The organism is Streptomyces sp. NPDC107517, assembly GCF_055582645.1.
Map to the genome: position 1 here is coordinate 20291 of NZ_JBVJPM010000018.1, position 19117 is coordinate 39407.

16 protein-coding genes and 2 riboswitches are annotated in these 19117 nt (G+C 70.8%); of the genes, 13 read left to right on the top strand and 3 right to left on the bottom strand.

Features of this window, described 5'->3' with window-relative positions; genetic code table 11:
* Positions 1-105 precede the first annotated feature (105 nt).
* Positions 106-180: riboswitch (cobalamin riboswitch) on the bottom strand.
* A gap of 368 nt (positions 181-548) precedes the next feature.
* The 8 genes from ACZ67T_RS32350 (at position 549) to ACZ67T_RS32385 (ending at position 9664) form a co-directional block, all read left to right on the top strand.
* The gene (locus ACZ67T_RS32350) at positions 549-3305 is read left to right on the top strand and encodes a prenyltransferase/squalene oxidase repeat-containing protein (RefSeq protein WP_469988664.1); all 2757 of its coding nucleotides are present in this window, start codon (positions 549-551) and stop codon (positions 3303-3305) included.
* Positions 3302-4246, top strand: coding sequence for a hypothetical protein (locus ACZ67T_RS32355; RefSeq protein ID WP_469988666.1), 945 nt, complete (start codon positions 3302-3304; stop codon positions 4244-4246). The genes ACZ67T_RS32350 and ACZ67T_RS32355 overlap by 4 nt, the downstream gene beginning before the upstream one ends.
* A gap of 20 nt (positions 4247-4266) precedes the next feature.
* A complete protein-coding gene (locus tag ACZ67T_RS32360; protein ID WP_469988882.1) occupies positions 4267-5448 on the top strand; it encodes an energy-coupling factor transporter transmembrane component T in 1182 nt (393 codons plus the stop codon).
* Entirely contained in the window at positions 5445-7088 is a 1644-nt protein-coding gene (locus ACZ67T_RS32365; RefSeq protein ID WP_469988668.1) for an ABC transporter ATP-binding protein, read from the top strand. The genes ACZ67T_RS32360 and ACZ67T_RS32365 overlap by 4 nt, the downstream gene beginning before the upstream one ends.
* 200 nt (positions 7089-7288) lie before the next feature.
* Positions 7289-8068: an ECF transporter S component gene (locus ACZ67T_RS32370; protein ID WP_469988883.1), complete on the top strand. Its 780-nt coding sequence runs from the start codon at positions 7289-7291 to the stop codon at positions 8066-8068.
* A gap of 162 nt (positions 8069-8230) precedes the next feature.
* Positions 8231-8452, top strand: coding sequence for a CbtB domain-containing protein (locus ACZ67T_RS32375; protein WP_469988670.1), 222 nt, complete (start codon positions 8231-8233; stop codon positions 8450-8452).
* A 22-nt stretch (positions 8453-8474) separates the two neighbouring features.
* Positions 8475-9230, top strand: a complete 756-nt coding sequence (locus ACZ67T_RS32380) for a CbtA family protein (protein WP_469988672.1) — start codon at positions 8475-8477, stop codon at positions 9228-9230.
* A 122-nt stretch (positions 9231-9352) separates the two neighbouring features.
* Positions 9353-9664, top strand: coding sequence for a hypothetical protein (locus tag ACZ67T_RS32385; RefSeq protein WP_469988674.1), 312 nt, complete (start codon positions 9353-9355; stop codon positions 9662-9664).
* Here the strand turns inward: ACZ67T_RS32385 and ACZ67T_RS32390 are convergent.
* Together ACZ67T_RS32390 and ACZ67T_RS32395 are read right to left on the bottom strand one after the other, a co-directional pair.
* A complete protein-coding gene (locus ACZ67T_RS32390) occupies positions 9643-10260 on the bottom strand; it encodes a histidine phosphatase family protein (RefSeq protein WP_469988676.1) in 618 nt (205 codons plus the stop codon). The genes ACZ67T_RS32385 and ACZ67T_RS32390 overlap by 22 nt on opposite strands.
* A gap of 83 nt (positions 10261-10343) precedes the next feature.
* Positions 10344-11798, bottom strand: a complete 1455-nt coding sequence (locus ACZ67T_RS32395; protein ID WP_469988677.1) for a short-chain fatty acyl-CoA regulator family protein — start codon at positions 11796-11798, stop codon at positions 10344-10346.
* 257 nt (positions 11799-12055) lie between these two features.
* Here ACZ67T_RS32395 and ACZ67T_RS32400 point away from each other — a divergent pair, with 257 nt between their 5' ends.
* The 4 genes from ACZ67T_RS32400 to cobF all read left to right on the top strand — a co-directional run bounded on the left by ACZ67T_RS32400 (position 12056) and on the right by cobF (position 16592).
* Positions 12056-13564 carry an MmgE/PrpD family protein gene (locus ACZ67T_RS32400; protein WP_469988679.1) on the top strand — a complete coding sequence of 503 codons (1509 nt, stop codon included), beginning with the start codon at positions 12056-12058 and terminating at the stop codon, positions 13562-13564.
* Positions 13564-14472: a methylisocitrate lyase gene (gene prpB, locus ACZ67T_RS32405; RefSeq protein ID WP_469988681.1), complete on the top strand. Its 909-nt coding sequence runs from the start codon at positions 13564-13566 to the stop codon at positions 14470-14472. The genes ACZ67T_RS32400 and prpB overlap by 1 nt, the downstream gene beginning before the upstream one ends.
* Positions 14473-14560: 88 nt before the next feature.
* Complete coding sequence (locus ACZ67T_RS32410) at positions 14561-15691, top strand: bifunctional 2-methylcitrate synthase/citrate synthase (protein WP_469988683.1); 1131 nt, start codon at positions 14561-14563, stop codon at positions 15689-15691.
* A gap of 58 nt (positions 15692-15749) precedes the next feature.
* Positions 15750-16592, top strand: coding sequence for a precorrin-6A synthase (deacetylating) (cobF, locus tag ACZ67T_RS32415; RefSeq protein ID WP_469988684.1), 843 nt, complete (start codon positions 15750-15752; stop codon positions 16590-16592).
* On the opposite strand, the gene ACZ67T_RS32420 is transcribed toward cobF, so the two are convergent.
* A complete protein-coding gene (locus ACZ67T_RS32420) occupies positions 16545-16934 on the bottom strand; it encodes an NUDIX hydrolase (protein WP_469988686.1) in 390 nt (129 codons plus the stop codon). The genes cobF and ACZ67T_RS32420 overlap by 48 nt on opposite strands.
* A 193-nt stretch (positions 16935-17127) precedes the next feature.
* Positions 17128-17302: riboswitch (cobalamin riboswitch) on the top strand.
* A gap of 286 nt (positions 17303-17588) precedes the next feature.
* Between ACZ67T_RS32420 and ACZ67T_RS32425 the strand changes: the two genes are divergently transcribed.
* Positions 17589-19112 (top strand): CoA-acylating methylmalonate-semialdehyde dehydrogenase, encoded by a 1524-nt coding sequence (locus tag ACZ67T_RS32425; protein ID WP_469988688.1) that lies wholly within the window; start codon positions 17589-17591, stop codon positions 19110-19112.
* The last annotated feature ends 5 nt before the right edge of the window (positions 19113-19117 follow it).

The following is a 19117-nucleotide window of genomic DNA, read 5'->3' on the forward strand; positions in this document are numbered from 1 at the left end:
GGTGAGGGACGCCGACCGGCCCCGGCGCGCCGCCGACGGGCGCGCACTGTGGCGTGGCCGTCGTCCGGGACGCGTGGACCGACTTCCAACTAGCCTTTGCCGCGCGGGCATTCGGGCTCGGAGGCGCTACCTGGCCCCCATACCGCTGCGCGTCAGCCCCGGACTCCCACCGGGTTCCCCCACTCGGCAGGGCGGGACAGTACCCGACGTCCGCACACCGTCGCCACAGGGCCTCAAGCGCGGCCCGACCGTCAGGCTGTGAACTTCCTTGACGGATTCTGTGAACGCGTGTTTCAATCCGTCTGATACGCAAGCAGTTCCAGGGGAAGCCGGTCGAAGTCCGGCGCTGACCCGCAACCGTGGGCCCGATCTCGCATCGGGCGAGCCGGAATGCCTGGAGCATGTTCCACAGCAACAGACGCCGTCGCGGACTACGGCGTGGTGCGACCCGCTCCGACGCCCGGTTCTGCACGCCGGTGACGCGGCGCGTCCTCCACTCCTACCGCCGCCCGCCTCGGCCACACGACGAGGGGGCCGTGGTGCGAGCCATGGAGAGTACGGCAACGACGCGAAGACGGCTGGGACTTGTCACCGCCGTCGTGGCCGCAGGGGCTGTTCTGGCCGCCGCGTTCCTCGCGTTCTTCATGAACGTGCCTTCCGCCGCGGCGGCGGTCGGTGACTGCACGGCCACCAAGGGGGCCGTCGTCGCAGTCGACTTCGGCCCGTTCGGCGGCCAGGTCGAGCGGGGCTGCGACACCAGCCCCACCACCGGCTACGAACTCCTTCACGAAGGCGGCTTCACCACCACCGGCACACAGCACGACGGCCCGGCGTTCATCTGCCGCATCGGCTTCGGCTCTTTCAACTCCGGTACGCAGTACCCGACTCCGGACAAGGACGCCTGCGTCCTCACCCCGCCCGCCACCGCCTACTGGTCCTACTGGGTCGCCTCCGCCGGCCAGGACGACTGGTCCTACAGCCAGTACGGCGCGATGGACCGCAAGCTCAAGGACGGCGACGTCGACGCCTGGGTCTACGGCGGAACCGACATAGGCGGCACCACCGGCAGACCCACCTTCAGCCCCGACGACGTCCGCGCCGCCGGTGGCGCGAGCCCCGATCCGAGCGGCGGACCGACCGGCGCGCCCGGCGACGTCGACGTCAAGGCCGCCGCCACCTGGCTCAAGGGCAGTCTGACCGACGGCGAACGCGTCGTCGACGACGGCGCCGACACCCCGAACTTCTTGCTCACGACCGAGACCGCGTACGCACTGGCCGCCGCGGACGGCAAGAGCGACACCGTCGACAAGGTCAGCTCCTTCCTCGCGCGGCACGTGAACGACTACGTCACCCCGGGCGGCGCGGACCAGCCGCTGGTGACACCCGCCGCCGCGCGGCTCGCCCTCCTCGCCGAGTCGACCGAGGGCGACCCCCGGTCCTTCGGCGGACGAGACCTGATCGCCGACCTCACCGAGAACGTGTGCACGGGGCGTGCCCCGGGCGAAGGCTGCAGCGCGAAGGGCGACATCCGGAACATCAGCTACGCCGACGAGCAGGCCCGCGCCGTTCTCGCGCTGCTGAGGGCGGGCGTGACCCCGGCCCCGGAATCTGTCGACCGGCTCACCCAGGTGCAGTGCAAGGACGGCGGAATCACCAGCATCCTCATCCAGCCGGGCGAGCACTGCGAGGGCGACGCCGGGACCACCGGCCTCGTCGCGCTCGTCCTGCACAAGGCCGACGGCCATGAGAACGCGGTCACAAGGGCGCGCGACTATCTGGCGAAGGCTCAGTTCGACAATGGCGCCTTCCCCGGATACCAGGGCTCGACGACCGGTGACGTGATCGCCACGTCCTACGCCGCCCAGGCACTGCGCGCCGTCGGTGACACGCAGCGCGCGAACGCCGCCGAGGGCTGGCTGTCGCGCATCCAACTGGCGGGCGGCGGCTTCGGGTTCGACCAGGACGCCACCGACCCCACCCTCTACGCGACGCCCGTGGCCGTCCTCGCGGGCGCCCGCACCGACCTCGCGACGCTCACCACGAAGAAGGCGGAGCCGACCGACCCCCCCAGCACCGACGACCCGGCACCCGGCGCGGGCCCCGACCTGAAGAAGGGCGTCGCCTATCTCACCGGATCCGCCCAGCTCGAGAAGGGGCAGTTCTATCCGACCGGCGCGGGCTCGTCACGCGCCGACTTCGGCCTGACGATCGACGGCGCCTACGCGCTGGCCGCCACCGGTCTGAACAACGGCAAGCTGCGCGGCATCGTCGACTTCCTCGACAAGGGCGGCAAGGACGGCGAGGGCCGTACGGTCGACGACTGGACGGGCGTCGGCACCCAGTACGCGGGCGGCGGCTCCATCGGCAAGACCGCGCTGCTCGCCGAAGCTGTGGGACGTGACCCACGCGACTTCGCCGGGCAGGACCTGATCGCGGCCCTCGACAAGGCGGTGTGCGCGGAGGCGAGCAAGGGCGCGGACCGTTCGTGCGCGGCGAAGGGCGCGTACACCTACGCACCCTCCGTCTTCTCCCAGTCCCTCGCGATCATGGCGCAACTGCGTGCCGGGGACGAGAAGAACGCCCAGGACCCGATCGCGTACCTGGAGAGTCTGCAGAACGACAACGGGGCCTGGCCCAGCCTGATCCCGCCCACAGGCGACTCCGACGTCGACTCCACCGCGATCGCCGCCATGGCCCTCGACCTCGCGGGGGGCGACAAGGCGGACAAGGCCGTCGACAAGGCGCTGAAGTGGATCGCTTCCAAGCAGCTCGACGACGGCGGCTTCCCCGGTGCAGCGGGCGACTCCGTCAACTCGGCGGCGCTCGCAGTCCAGGGCCTGTCCCTCGACAAGCCGTCTTACGGGAACGAGATCAAGACTGCGCTGAAGTTCCTCGCCGGGCAGCAGAACGCGGACGGCGGCTTCAACGTCGCAGCCGAGGGCCAGCGCGGCTCCGACCTGCGCGCCTCCACCCAGGCCGTCGGCGGCGCGACCGGCATCTCCTTCGGCACGATGGAGCGCAGCCTGGACGGCACGTCGGCCCAGCCCACACCGGGCGCCGGCGGGGGCACGCCGGAGATCCTCACGCCCGGGGACTCCGCGGGCTCGGGCAGCGGCGGCATCGTCGACGCGACCGGCGGCGGCAGCGAGGCTGCCGGTGACGGTGTGCTCGCCTCGACCGGCGTCCAGATCGGGGTACTCGCCGCGCTCGCCGTCCTGTTGAGTGCCATCGGCTGGCGCACCGTCGTGGTCGCCCGGCGCCGCGCGACTGTGGCGTCAGCAGTGATCTCGGGGGAGGACCGATGAAAACGACCGGACGGATCACCCGCGCGCTGGCCAGGCTGTCCGCCGTGCTGGGCCTGACCGTCGCAGCGCTCGGCGTCAGCACGTCCGGGGCCGGTGCCGACCCGCGGGCCATGGGGCAGTGCACGACCAGCTCGGGTGCCGTGCTCGCGGTCGACTTCAGCCACTGGGGCGGGCCCATCTACCGGGCCTGCGGCTCCACGCCGACGACCGGCTACGAACTGCTGAACCAGGGCGGCTGGCGCACCACCGGCACCGGCCACGACGGTCCGGCGTTCATCTGCCGCATCGGCTTCAGCGGTTACAAGAACGGCAAGCAGTTCCCGCCAGCCTCCCAGGACGACTGCGTGCTCACGCCGCCCGCCTCCGCCTACTGGTCGTACTGGCACGCGAACCCCGGTGACAATGACTGGGAGTACAGCCAGCTCGGAGCCATGCTCTACAAGCCCAAGCCCGGCAGCGTCGACCTGTGGATCTTCGGTGGCACCAACATCGAGGGCACCAAGGGACGTCCGACGGTCACGCCTGACCAGCTGCGCGCCCACAACACCAGGCCCAGCGGCGCGGGCCGACCCGCCTCGACGGCCAAGGCGTCCAAGCTGCCGCCGAACGTGGACACGGGCCCAGCCCCCGAGCAGCCCGTCGCGCAGGAGAGTACGAAGTCGCCGTCGAGCGCTGAGCACCCGAAAAGGCCGAAGACTTCCAAATCACCTGAGCGGAGCGAGTCACCGACACCGTCCACGTCGCCCACACCAACGCCTTCGGACTCGACCGCGTTGGCGTCCGGCGCGAAGGGCAAGAAGACACCGGTCCTCGACGCGGAACCGACGGCCGACGCCACGCACGACTCGGGGTCAGTGCTGCCGGTGATCGTGGGCGCCGCTCTCGTCGTGCTGATCGGGGGCGCGGCATGGTACTCCGCCCGCCGCAGACCGCACGAGTGAGCACAGTGGCACGAACCGCGATGGAGGCGACAGCCGCCCGTACCGGCCCGGCGCCGGACCGCGGCGGCCGCCGCCTGCCCCGCACCCTGCACCCGCTGGCCTGGTGGATCTGGGCGCTCGCCCTGGCCACGGCGGTCAGCCGTACCAACAACCCGCTGCTGCTGTTTCTCGTCCTTGCCGTGCTCGGCTACGTGGTCACGGCGCGGCGCACGACAGCGCCGTGGGCACGCGGCTTCAAGTACTACCTGTACCTGGCGCTCACGGTCGTCGCGATCCGCGTCGTCTTCCGCGCCGTGTTCGCCACCGGCATCACCCCGCGCGACCACTTCCTGTTCTCCCTGCCGCACATCCCGACGCCCGACTGGTACGCCGGCATCCAGATCGGCGGCCCGGTGTCGCTGGAGGCTGTCCTGTCCTCTGCCACGGACGGACTGCGGCTGGCGTGCATGCTCTGCTGCATCGGCGCGGCCAACACCCTCGCGAACCCGAAGCGGGCGCTGCGCATCCTGCCGGGGGCCCTGCACGAACTGGGTGTCGCTGTGACCGTCGCTATCAGCGTCGCCCCACAGCTCGTCCAGAGCGTCCAACGGGTCGTGCGCGCACGGAAGTTGCGGGCGGGGCGCATGCGCGGGCTGCGGGCCCTGCGAGGCATCGTCGTCCCGGTACTGGAGGACGCGCTGGAGCGCTCACTGCGCCTTGCCGCGGCCATGGACTCGCGAGGGTACGGGCGTGCCGGGACCGCGACCCGCCGCTCGCGCCGGATCACCGGAGCGCTGATGCTCCTCGGTATGTGCGGCCTGTGCGCGGGAGCGTACGGACTGCTCGACGCGAGCACCCCCGCCCTCCTCGGCTTCCCCGCGATGGGGGTGGGCGCGGCGCTGTGCCTCGCCGGACTGCGGCTCGGCGGGCGGCGCGTCACCCGCACCACCTACCGGCCCGATCCCTGGCGCACGGCGGAGTGGCTGGTCGCGGGCAGCGGCGTGGTCGCCGCCGTCCTGCTCTTCGGCAACCTCGGCTACGACGCGGCTCAACTGAATCCCACTTTCTACCCGCTCACGTGGCCGGACCTGCCGCTGGTGCCGACCCTGGCGATCCTCCTGGCGGGCACTGCGGGCTTCCTCGCCCCGCCGCCCACCGTGCCGCGTAAGCCGCATGCGGCACACGCACCGCACCTCATCGCACCGAAAGCCGGCGAAGCGTGATCACCTTCGAGCAAGTCACCATCCAGTACGACGACGCACCCGCCCCGGCTCTTTGCGACGTGAACCTCGTGGTGGAAGAAGGGGAGTTGTGTCTCGTCGTCGGTCACACCGGCGTTGGCAAGTCCACCCTCCTCGGCGCCGTCAACGGCCTCGTCCCGCACTTCACCGGCGGCACCCTGTACGGCCGCGTCACCGTCGACGGCCGTGATACGGCGCACCACCCGCCCCGTGAACTCGCCGATGTCGTCGGCGTCGTGGGCCAGGATCCGCTCGACGGCTTCGTCACCGACACCGTCGAGGAGGAACTCGCCTACGCCATGGAGCAGTTGGCGATCCCGGCCGCGACCATGCGCAAGCGCGTCGAGGAGACCCTCGACCTGCTGGGCCTGGCCGACCTGCGCCACCGCGCGCTGCACGAACTCTCCGGCGGCCAGCAGCAGCGCGTCGCCATCGGCTCCGTACTGACCGCCCACCCCCGGGTCCTGGTCCTGGACGAGCCGACCTCGGCTCTCGATCCGACCGCCGCCGACGAAGTCCTGGCCGCGGTGACCCGTCTCGTCCACGACCTCGGCGTCACCGTGCTCATGGCCGAACACCGTCTGGAGCGCGTGGTCCAGTACGCCGATCGCGTCCTCCACCTGCCCGGCGACGGCCGGGTCCGCATCGGCGAGCCCGCCGAGGTCCTCAGTACGTCGACGATTGCGCCACCCATCGTCGACCTCGGCCGCGCGGCCGGCTGGAGTCCGCTGCCCCTGTCCGTCCGCGACGCGCGCCGTGGGGCCGCCCCGCTGCGCGCCCGGCTCGCGGGCCGTCTCCCGCCCCCCGTACGCCCGTCGTCCGACGCCGGGCGGGCCACCTTGCTCGACGCCCGCAAGGTCACCGTCGCCTACCAGGGCGTGCCGGCGGTCCGCGAGGTCGATCTCGCCCTGCGCGCGGGCGAGGTGACCGCGCTGATGGGACGCAACGGCTCCGGCAAGTCGTCCCTGCTGTGGACGCTGCAAGGCGCGGGCCCGCGCCACTCCGGCACGGTCGACGTCACGCAGGGCGCGGCGACGGCGGACCCGCACGACCTTCCCGCCGCACGTGCGCGCCGACTCGTCGGTCTCGTCCCCCAGACACCGGCGGACCTCCTGTATTTGGAGAGCGTCAAGCAGGAACTCGACCAGGCGGACGCCGAATCGGCGACCGCCGTGCACGCGCGGACACTCCTCGACCGCCTCGCGCCCGGCATCCACGACGCCACCCACCCACGCGACCTGTCGGAGGGCCAGAAGCTCGCGCTGGTCTTGGCCATCCAGCTCACCGCCGCCCCCGAGGTGCTGCTCCTGGACGAGCCGACTCGCGGTCTCGACTACCGGGCCAAGACCCAACTGATCGGCATTGTTGATGCGTTGGCCGCAGAAGGGCACACCGTGGTCGTCTCCACGCATGACGTGGAGTTCGCCGCCCGCGCCGCCGACCGGGTCGTGGTCATGGCCGAGGGCGACATCGTCGCCGACGGCCCCACCGCGGATGTCATTGTCGCCTCACCGGTCTTCGCGCCCCAGACGGCGAAGATCCTCGCGCCGTTGCCGTTCCTCACCGTCGACCAGGTCACGGCCGTGCTCGATGCCAGGACCGACGCGGAGGGCCGGCCGTGAGCACACCGCCACCTGTTCAAGGACGTCCGGGCGCGCCGGAACCGAGCCCGGGCGGAGAAGGCCGGGCAGCCGCCACGCCCCCGCAGAGTCGGCGTTCGGGCGCGGCCCGGCTGACCTCGCGGCGGGGACGTCTGTCCGAGCCTGCCAAGAAGCCCGCGCCCGCCATCCGCCTCTCGCCCCGCGTCGGCCTCGTCATCGCGATGGCGGCCTTTCTCGGCGTCGTCGCGTTCTTCTGGCCCTTCGTCGTCGCACCGGGCACCTTCGGGTCGAATTACGCACCCCCGCTGATCTTCGGGGTTCTCCTCGCCCTGATCCTGTGCGTCGTGCTGTCCGAGATCGCCGAGGGCGGTATCGACTCCAAAGCCCTGGCAATGCTCGGCGTTCTGTCCGCGGTCAACGCGGCCCTGCGCCCGCTCGGCGCGGGCACCGCCGGCATCGAGACCGTCTTCTTCGTCCTCGTCCTCGCAGGCCGCGTCTACGGCCCCGGCTTCGGCTTCACCCTCGGCTGCACCTCGCTGTTCGCGTCCGCGCTCATCACCGGAGGCGTGGGTCCATGGATGCCGTACCAGATGTTCGGCTGCGCGTTCGTCGGCATGCTCGCCGGATTCCTGCCGCGTGCGACGGGCCGTCGCGAAGTGCTGCTGCTCGCTGTCTACGGATCCCTGTCCGGCTACCTCTTCGGCTTCCTGCTCAATTTGTCGTTCTGGCCGTTCTCCCTGGATCCCAACAGTTCCATCGCCTACCTGCCAGGCTTGCCGTTCACCGAGCAGTGGCACCGATACGTGGCGTTCGACCTCGCCACCTCCTTGGGCTGGGACACAGGGCGCGCCGTCACCAACTTCGTGTGCGTGCTGCTCGCGGGACCGGCGGTGCTCACCACGTTCCGAAGGGCTGCCCGCAAAGCGCGCTTCCGAGCGCCGGTAAGGTTCGTGCCGCCGTCGGGTCTCCGCAGACTTGGCCATGCACGCGACAGGCGGTAATGTCTCCTTGTTATCGACGACGGTCGACGGAAGCCGGTGAGAACCCGGCACGGTCGCGCCACTGTGATATGGGACGTCGTTCGCGTCCCGTGAGTCAGACCCGTGGCTGTCGTCCCTGTGCACCACCGAGACGGGACGCGAACTCCCGAAGGAGGCCCTGCCATGGCGCAGCACGTCGCCCAGCCGACCGCCACCACACCGGCCGTACCGGCCACGCTCCCCCTGAAGGCCATAGCCCCGTGGGCCGTGTTCTTCGGCATCCTGATGCTGGTCCTGCTCTACTTCGTCGGCGCCGAACAGGGCGCCACCTCGGTGTTCAATGGAGCGGACGTCCACGAGTGGGTGCACGACGCCCGCCACCTGCTCGGCTTCCCCTGCCACTGACCCAGAGGGACGTCGCGCGCTCATGAACTCAACAACTGTACGCAACCTGCTCGTTCGCGGGATGCTCGCCGGTCTCGCGGCCGGCGTGCTGGCCCTGGTCATCGCCTACTGGCTCGGTGAGCCGATGGTCGACAAGGCGATCGGCTTCGAGGAGGCCCACGCCGGCCACTCGCACGGTGACGAGGTCGAACTCGTCTCGCGCAGCCTCCAGTCCACGGCCGGTCTCGCCACTGGCGTCCTCGTCTACGGGGTCGCCTTCGGCGGAATCGCGGCGCTCGCCTACTGCTACGCACTCGGCCGCGTGGGCCGCTTCGGTCCGCGCGCGACCGCGCTGCTGCTGTCCGGCTGCGCCCTGGTCGCCGTGTATGTCGTGCCGTTCCTGAAGTACCCGGCCAACCCGCCCGCCGTCGGCAATCCCGACACCATCGGCAAGCGGACCACCCTGTACTTCCTGATGATGGTCCTCAGCATTCTCCTCGCGGTCGCGGCGACCATCCTCGGCAAGCGACTGGCGCCGCGCCTGGGCACCTGGTGGGCCACCGTGACCGCGGTCCTCGGCTTCGCCGTCGTCATCGGACTGGCCTTCCAGTTCCTGCCCGTGATCAACGAGGTGCCTGAGCACTTCCCGGCCGCCGTGCTCTGGCGCTTCCGGCTCTCCGCCCTCGCCATCCAGATCACGCTGTGGACCGGATTCGGCCTGCTCTTCGGCGAGTTGGCCGAGCGCCTGCTCAATCCCCGGCCCGCCGCGGTCGGTCAGGCGATCCCGGCAGGGAACTGAACCGGCCGATCCGGCGAGGAGATCGAGCCGATCGCGTCGAACGAGAGGGCCCGCGGAACCATGCGTGGGCCCTCTCGCGTTCATCCAGGCACCACTGGTCCGGCGACGAAGCGAGGAGCCGAGTGGGCAGACAACTACAACCCCGACACATCGTCCTCGGCGGCCGCGAGGCGGTCGCCCTGACCATGGAGGAGTACGAGCACCTCCTTGCGAGCCGACGGCAGATCGGCGGCCAGAGCGCCAAGGTGCGGGTGCTGGCCCAGCAGGCCAAGCGGACCCGGCGCCTTCTTGAGGAGCTGGAGGAGCTGGTGGGCGACTGCACGACGGCTGCCTGTTCCACATCACCCCACGAGGGGCGGGGCGCCGCTGACGCCGACTGTCCGCGCTGCGCCCTGGCGGCTCTGTTGCACCGCTACCGGGACGGCTCGTCCTGATCGCGTGTACCGACGGCAGAGCCGGGTGGGGTGAGGGGCCGGCCGCAGCGCACGTTCCAGCGTCCGCTACGGCCGCTCAGCTCGGTGACCGTCAGTGGGGTCACATCGCAGCGCCAGAAACCGGACAAGGGTGAGCCCAGCGCGTGCACGACAGCAGCGCGCACCAGCTCTGGCTCCACAACGGCGATCACGAGTCCGCTGCCCGCAGCCGTCGCGTCGAGCCACCGTGACACGCGCGCGCAGACCTCGGCCACCGACTCCCCGCCCCCGGCGGGGAATTCGGGATCCGAGAGCCACCGGGCGATGTCCTGCGGCGAGCTCTCGCTCACCTCGGCCAGAGTTCTGCCGCGCCAGAGTCCCGTGTCCGGTGCGGCCAACTCGTCCGGTGAGACAGGTGAGGTCAGCCCCAGCAGCTCGGCTGTCTCACGGCAGCGCCGGCTCCTGGAGACGACGGCCAAGGCGGGCACGGGCAGTGACTCGGCGGCGGCGCCTGCGGTCTCACGGCCCGTCGGATCGAGCGGGGCTCCGTCGTCGAACCGGGCTTGCCGAAGCGAGGCGTTCATGGCGGGAGAGACGAACCAGGCACGGCAGGTCACGACAGAGTCCTTCCGGGGCACGGGATACGGGCGCGGGACACGCGAGACAGGGGACGCGCGGCACGGAGCAATGGCCGGGGGCCTCAGTCTCCCTGTCCCTCCACGGGATACGGCACGTACGTGCGCCGGTCCGCGTCGACCGACAGCCGCCCGCCGGCCGGGGGGCGGGCCCGCTGGGCACAGTCCCGGCGTTCACAGATCCGGCAGCCGAGCCCGATCGGTGTGGCGGCCCGTGGATCATCGAGTGCGACGCCTGCCGCGTAGACCAGCCGATGGGCGTGGCGCAGCTCGCAGCCGAGCGCGACGGCGAACTCGGCGCGCGGCGCGTGATGCCCGTGGCCGCCGCGCGTGACGGTGCGGGCGATCCAGAAGTGCCTTTTTCCGTCCGGCATCTCGGCGACCTGGGTGAGGACCCGGCCGGGAGCGGAGAATGCCTCGTACACCGTCCACAGCGGGCAGGTGCCGCCGAGTCGGGAGAAGTGGAAGTCGGTGGCGGACTGCCGCTTGGAGATGTTCCCGGCTCGGTCGACCCGCAGGAACGAGAACGGGACCCCGCGCCGCCCTGACCGTTGCAGTGTGCTCAGCCGGTGGCAGACCGTCTCGAAGCCGACTCCGAAGCGCGCCGCGAGCAGTTCGATGTCGTAGCCGCTGTCCTCCGCCGCCCGGTGGAACGCCGCGTACGGCATCAGCAGCGCGCCCGCGAAGTAGTTCGCGAGACCGATGCGAGCCAAGGCCGATGCGTCCGGCGATCCCAACTCACCCGCCCTGTCGATCAGATGGCCGAGGAGCGGCTCGTGCTCGATGAGCGCGAGCTGGGTGGCGAGCTGGAAAGCCCGCTGCCCGTCACTCAGCCACGGTGACAGGAACAGCAGACCGGAATTGCGGTCAAGACGGCGGGTGTCGGTCGCACGGCCCGGAGCCGCCTGCACCACCTTCAGACCGTGCCGCATCGAAAGACGTACGGCCAACGGCCCCGCGATCTGCCCTGGCCGCAGCTCCATCTCCCCGGCCAGCTCCTCGGCGGCGGCGTCGAGCGGAGCGAAGTGGTTGTGGTGGGCGTAGAAGAAGTCCCGCACGTCGTCGTGCGGTTCGGCGGACGGCACCGCCGCGGCCGGGTTCGTCGAGCCCTGGTCCGGGGTGCCGAGCGCCGCCGCCTGTGCGGCGGCGTCACGATAGCGGCGGTGCAGGGTCACCAGGGCGCGCGCCACCTCCGGGTGGTCACGGACCGCTTCGGCGATCTCCTCGATCGGCGGGGGCGGGGCGCCGCACGCCTCGTCAGCCAGCGCAGTCCGCAGATCCGTGGCCAGGCGGTCCTCGTCGGCGCCGGAGAAGTACTCCGGAGCGACCCCGAAGACCTCCGCCACGCGCAGCAGCACGGAGGCCGTCAGCGGGCGCTGACTCTGCTCGATCTGGTTGGCGTAACTCGTCGAGATACCGAGCGCACGAGCCATGTCCACCTGGTTCATGCCCGCCTCGCGCCGCAGCCGGCGCAGCTTCGCGTGGGCGTAGATCTTGTGCTCGGTGGGACGGCGGGGCATGGCCGCGCCTCCTGTTCGTGCGGATTCCTGAACGGGCTCGTTGTTGCGAATCTAGCATCCGCCTTATTCGCAGAATTCGCAGATTCTCCGTCGTGGCCTGTACGGATTCCACAGCTTCGGTCGGTGGTCCCTCGCCGGCGCAGCGGGCAGGATCACCTCATCGGCAGGGGCGTCCCCGTCCCGCCGCTGCCGCCGCCCGTTGTGGCGAGCGCGTCCGTACCAGGGCGGACATCCACCGCCCCACCGTGAGGAGCCACGTGATCGAGCACCGAGTCCGCGTCCACCCCAGCTCCGACCGCCTGCCCCGCGAGGACCAGCTGGCCTGGAAGCTGGCCGCCGTCGCCACCGCCACCGACGAGCTCGATTCGGGCAGCGTCGCCATGGCCGTCAACCGTGTGATCGACAACGCCTCGGTCGCCGTCGCCTCCCTGACCCGGCGTCCGGTCGCGGTCGCCCGCGCCCAGGCGAGCGCCCACCGCGCCACCGCGCCGGGAGCCTCCGTGTTCGGCAGCCGCGTCCGCGTATCGCCCGAGTGGGCGGCCTGGGCGAACGGCACTGCTGTCCGTGAACTCGACTTCCACGACACCTACCTGGCTGCCGACTACTCCCACCCGGGCGACAACATCCCGCCGCTGCTCGCGGTCGCCCAGCACACCGGGCGCACCGGTGCCGACCTGTTGCGCGGCATCGTCGCCGCGTACGAGATCCACGTGGCCCTGGTGAAGGGCATCTGCCTGCACGCCCACCGCATCGACCACGTCGCCCACCTCAGCGCCGCCACTGCGGGCGGGCTCGGCGCGATGCTGCGGCTGCCGACCGAGACGGTCCACCAGGCGATCCAGCAGGCCGTGCACACCACGACCGCGACCCGCCAGTCCCGCAAGGGCGAGATCAGCAGCTGGAAGGCGTTCGCCCCGGCCTTCGCGGGCAAGGCCGCGATCGAGGCTGTCGACCGGGCGATGCGCGGCGAGTCGTCCCCGTCGCCGATCTACGAGGGCGAGGACGGCTTTCTCGCCTGGATGCTGGACGGCGCCGGCTCCGACTACACCGTCCTGCTCCCGGAGCGGGGCGAGCCGTGCCGCGCGATCCTGGACACGTACACCAAGGAGCACTCGGCCGAGTACCAGGCACAGGCGATCATCGATCTGGCCCTGCGCCTGCGTGACAAGGCCGGCCCGCTCGACAAGGTGCGCTCGATCGTGCTGCACACCAGCCACCACACCCACCACGTGATCGGCTCGGGTGCGAACGACCCGCAGAAGTACGACCCGGACGCCAGCCGCGAGACCCTCGACCACTCGGTGCCGTACATCTTCGCCGTCGCCCTGGAGGACGGCACCTGGCACCACGAGCGTTCCTACGCGCCCGAGCGCGCCCGGCGCCCCGAGACCGTTGCGCTGTGGCAGAAGATCACCACGGTCGAGGACCCGGAGTGGACCCGTCGCTACCACGACCCCGACCCGCAGAGCCGCGCCTTCGGGGGGCGCGCGGTCATCACCCTCACCGACGGCACGGTGATCGAGGACGAGCTGGGTGTCGCCGACGCCCACCCGGCCGGTGCCCGCCCCTTCGACCGCCCCTCCTACCAGGGCAAGTTCCGCACCCTCGCCGAGGGCATCGTCACCGCCACCGACCAGGACCGCTTCCTGTCCACCGCCGAACACCTCGCCGACCTCGGAGCGGTGGACCTCGACGGACTCTTCCCGGCTGTGGACCTGGAAGCCGTCGCCGCGTACGACGCGAAGCTCCCGAAGGGTCTGTTCTGATGCTGCTCCACACCCGTACGACACCGCAGGAGCGCCGCCGCTCCTTCCGCGAACAGCTCGCCTCCGGACGGCTGCTGCGCATGCCCGGCGCCATCAGCCCGCTCTCCGCCCGCCTCATCCAGGACACCGGCTTCGACGCCGTCTACCTCTCCGGCGCGGTGATGGCCGCGGACCTCGGTCTGCCGGACATCGGGCTGACCACCAATGTCGAGATCGCGGCACGCGCGGCGCAGACCACCCGCGTCACCGATCTGCCGGTCCTCATCGACGCCGACACCGGATTCGGCGAACCCATGAACGCCGCCCGCACGGTGCAACTGCTCGAAGACGCGGGTCTCGCGGGCCTGCACCTGGAGGACCAGGTCAACCCCAAGCGCTGCGGCCACCTCGACGGCAAGACGATCACGCCGCGCGAGGAGATGGCCAAGCGGCTGCGCGGCGCCGTCGACGCCCGCCGCGACCCGGACTTCCTGCTCATGGCCCGCACCGACGCCCGCTCGGTCGAGGGCCTGGATGCGGCGGTCGACAGGGCGAAGGCGTACGTGGACGCGGGAGCCGATGCGATCTTCCCGGAGGCACTGGCGGACGTCTCCGAGTACGAGGCGTTCCGCAAAGCCGTGGACGTCCCCCTCCTCGCGAACCTGACCGAGTTCGGCAAGACCCCGCTGCTCGACGCACCGACCCTCGAATCGCTCGGCTACAACATCGCCCTCTACCCGGTGACGCTGCTGCGCACGGCGATGGGCGCCGTCGAGAACGGGTTGCGCACGATCGCCGCCGAGGGGACGCAGGAGTCTCTGCTGCCGGGCATGATGACGCGCTCACGCCTGTACGAGCTCCTCGGCTACGACGAGTACGCGGCGTTCGACTCCTCGGTCTTCGACTTCCGACTGCCGCCCGGCGCCTGACCGGCCCTGCCGCGCGCCCTGGCCAGACACCGTCGTTCCCCACCTTCCCCGCCCGGCTCTTGACGTCCGTACATACCGGAGGACCGCCATGACCACCAGTGCCCCCGAGATCCACCGCGGTCTCGCCGGTGTCGTCGTCGACACCACCGAGATCTCCACCGTCATCCAGGAGACGAACTCCCTCACCTACCGCGGCTACCCCGTCCAGGACCTGGCCGCCCGTTGCTCCTTCGAGGAGGTCGCGTACCTCCTGTGGCACGGTGAGCTTCCCGACTCCGCCCAGCTGCGCGAGTTCCAGGCCCGCGAGCGCGCCCTGCGCCCACTCGACCGCACGACCGCCGAACTCCTCGGCCGGTTGCCGGAGACCTGTCACCCCATGGACGTCCTGCGCACCGCCGTGAGCTTCTTCGGCGCCGAGGACCCGTCCGAGGAGGACGACAGCCCCGCCGCCAACCGCGCCAAGTCCCTGGCACTCCTCGCCAAGCTGCCGACCGTGGTCGCCGCCGACCAGCGCCGCCGCCGGGGACTGGCCCCCATCGCACCGGACCCGGACCTCGGCTATGCCGAGAACTTCTTCCACATGTGCTTCGGCACCGTCCCGGACCCGTCCGTCGTCCGCTGCTTCGAGATCTCCCTCGTCCTCTACGCCGAGCACAGCTTCAACGCCTCGACGTTCACCGCCCGTGTCGTCACCTCGACCCTCTCCGACCTGTACAGCGCGGTGACCGCCGCGATCGGAGCGCTCAAAGGACCGCTGCACGGCGGTGCGAACGAGGCCGTGATGCACATGCTGAACGAGATCGGGGACCCGCAGGACGCCGAGCGGTGGCTGCGCGACGCGCTCGCGGCCGACCGCAAGATCATGGGTTTCGGCCACCGCGTCTACAAGCACGGCGACTCCCGCGTCCCGATCATGCAGGAGGCCCTCGACCGCCTCGTCGCCCGCGCCGCCGACCCGGAGACGACCCGCCTGGCGACCCTGCAGGCAGCCCTGCGGCACGTGATGATCTCGTCCAAGGGCATCCACCCGAACCTGGACTATCCGGCCGGCCTTGCCTACCACCTCATGGGCTTCGACATCCCCGTCTTCACCCCGATCTTCGTGATGAGCCGCATCACCGGCTGGACCGCGCACATCACGGAACAGCTCGCGCACAACGCCCTCATCAGGCCGCTGGCCTCGTACGACGGGCACCAGCAGCGGGCGGTTCCCCAATAGTCCCCACGAGCGGGACGGGGCGGTTCCCGCTGAGTGGCCCCCCTGGAAGACTGTCCGCATGAGTACGGAACAGCGCGCGATCCTCGTCATCGGCATCGGGGCCGGCGACCCAGACCATCTGACTCTTCAGGCCGTGAAGGCGATCCGTAGTGCAGACGTCTTCTTCATCGTCGGCAAGGGACCGCGCAAAGCGTCCCTGACGGACCTGCGCCACCAGATGATCGAGGAGCACGCGCAGGGCCCGTACCGCGTGGTCGAGGTCGAGGATCCCAGCCGCCACCGGCGCCCGATGGACCGCTCCGACTACACGGCGGCCGTCCAGGACTGGCGCGGGCGGCGCGGCGAGGTCTTCGAGCGGGCGATGCGCCAGGAGATGGCTGCCGGCGAGACGGGAGCCTTCCTCGTCTGGGGCGACCCGTCCCTGTACGACAGCACGCTCGGCATCCTCGGAGACATCGAGGACCGCGGCGCGCTCTCCGTGAGCGTCGAGGTGATTCCCGGCATCACAAGTGTCGCCTCCCTGACCGCCCGTCACCGCATCCCGCTCAACCAGGTGGGCCGCCCGGTGCACATCACCCCGGCCCGCCGCCTCACCGACGTCGGCCAGAACGACGACGGCGACATCGTCGTCATGCTCGACGCCCATGAGTCGTTCACCCAGGTCGAGGGCGACGGCGTATGGATCTACTGGGGCGCCTACCTCGGCACCCCGGACGAACTCCTCGTCGCAGGGCCGCTCCACGAGGTCTCCGACCGCATCCGGCAGGTCCGCGCCGAGGCCCGCGAGCGGCACGGCTGGATCATGGACACGTATCTGCTGCGGATCACGGAAGGTCCGGCGCGGGGAGCCACGTCAGTGGTGCCAGGGGAGACGGACAGGAGTGGCGGGAACGTCTCCTGACACACGCCGTGTCACCAGCTCGGCAAGTCCCAGCGGGTGAACGGTTTCGCGCGTGGCGGCCAGCTCCTGTGGGCTCCACCAGCGGTGCCCCGCGTGGTGCCTTCGTTCCTGGTCCTCCTGGCCGCTGGTGTCGATGTCGTGCGACGTGACCCGGCACAGGAAGAAGATGTCCTCGAAGAGGCCCTGGGCCCAGCCCGGATCCGCGTACCCGGACGTGTGGGCCATGGGCGGCCCGAGCGACGTCGCGGCCACCAACAGCCCGGTCTCTTCGTGCAGTTCGCGCGCGGCCGCCGCCGCGAGGGTCTCCTCGTCGCGGACGCCCCCACCAGGTGTGCCCCACACGTGTCCGGCGGCGGGGTCGCCAGGGTGGGTCTGTCAGGGATTCGAACAACAGGACACGGCCCGCGTCATCGATGAGCACGACACGGGCGGACCGGTGGACGGGGATCTCAGGATCAGACATGCGGGCACGCCAATCGTTCGGCGGAGCGGCCGGTGTGCAGGGCTGGATTTACTAGGACGTCCAACTATATAGTCGAGGGGATAGGTCCGCGGTGCAGGGAAGCCGGTGTGAGTCCGGCACGGTCCCGCCACTGTGACCGGGGAGTTCGCCGTCGAGCGATACGCCACTGACGTCTTCGGACGCCGGGAAGGCGGACGGTGCGCGCTGATCCGGGAGTCAGGATACCGGCCGCGGAATGTTCCGTGTTTTCCACGAGGATGGAGCTGACACGCATGGCACCGGTGTGCGTTCCCTTCCGGCGAGCCCGCCCGCCCGGCCCGGCCGCGCCCAGGATCCCCCGGCTCCGGCCGTCTCTTGACCGGTCTCTCCGGGAGTGCCCAGGCGTCCTCTGACGTCACCTGGAATCTCCTGGGCGTCGCGACGGCCGCGCCACACGTGATCTCGCGCGAACCTCCGCGCGCCCGCGCACACCACCATGTGCCGGCGCGCCGGTGCCGCGCGCCATCCGTATCACCTGACGAGAGCAGGCACTCATGGTCCGCACACAAGACCGCGCACCTGTGCGCGAGTTGACTCACTTCGTCGGCGGCAGGCACACCGAGGGAACCTCGGGCTCCTACGGCGACGTGTACGACCCGAACACCGGACAGGTCCAGGCCCGCGTCCCCCTCGCGAACCCGGCCGAGACCGAGGCCGCGATCGCGGACGCCGTCCGCGCACAGGAGGCGTGGGGAGAGTGGAACCCGCAGCGGCGCGCCCGCGTCCTGCTCAAGTTCCTCACGCTCGTAGACCGGGAGAAGGACGCCCTGGCCCGGCTCCTGTCGTCCGAGCACGGCAAGACCGTCGCCGACGCACACGGCGACATTCAACGCGGTCTGGAAGTCGTCGAGTTCGCGGCCGGGATCCCGCATCTGCTCAAGGGCGAGTTCACCGACAACGCCGGCAGCGGGATCGACGTCCACTCGCTGCGCTCCCCGCTCGGCGTCGTCGCGGGCATCACGCCCTTCAACTTCCCCGCCATGATCCCGCTGTGGAAGGCGGCCCCGGCCCTGGCCTGCGGCAATGCCTTCATCCTCAAGCCGTCCGAGCGCGACCCCTCGGTCCCGCTGCGGCTCGCCGAACTCTTCCTGGAAGCCGGACTGCCGCCCGGCGTCCTCAACGTCGTCAACGGCGGCAAGGATGCGGTCGACACCCTCCTGACGGACCCTCGGGTCCAGGCTCTGGGCTTCGTCGGCTCCACCCCCGTCGCCGCTCACGTCTACGCCACCGCGGCCGCCCACGGCAAGCGCGCCCAGTGCTTCGGTGGTGCCAAGAACCACATGATCGTGATGCCCGACGCCGACCTCGACCAGGCCGTGGACGCCTTGCTCGGCGCGGGCTACGGATCGGCCGGTGAGCGGTGCATGGCCGTCTCCGTCGCCGTACCCGTGGGCGCGGACACCGCCGACGCGCTGGTGGCCCGCCTCAAGGACCGGATCGGATCGCTGCGTATCGGCCGCAGCGACGACCCGGAAGCCGACTTCGGCCCCCTCGTCTGTCGCGAAGCGCTGGAGCGGGTACGGGGGTACGTGGACCTCGGCGTGAAGGACGGAGCCGAACTGGTCGTCGACGGGCGGGACTTCACCCTCCACGGACACGAGGGAGGCTTCTTCGCTGGCGCCAGCCTCTTCGACCACGTGACTCCGGCCATGCGGATCTACCAGGAGGAGATCTTCGGCCCCGTCCTGTCCGTCGTACGCGCCGCCGACTACGAGGAGGCGCTGCGGCTGCCCAGCGAGCACACGTACGGCAACGGAGTCGCGATCTTCACCCGCGACGGCGACACGGCCAGGGATTTCACCCGACGCGTGAACACCGGCATGGTCGGCGTCAACGTACCCATTCCGGTCCCCGTTGCCTACCACACCTTTGGTGGTTGGAAGGCGTCAGGGTTCGGCGATCTCAACCAGCACGGACCCGACGCCATCCGCTTCTACACCCGCACGAAGACCGTGACGTCTCGCTGGCCCGCCGGCCTGCGCGAGGGCGCCAGCTTCACGATCCCGACGATGGGATGATCACC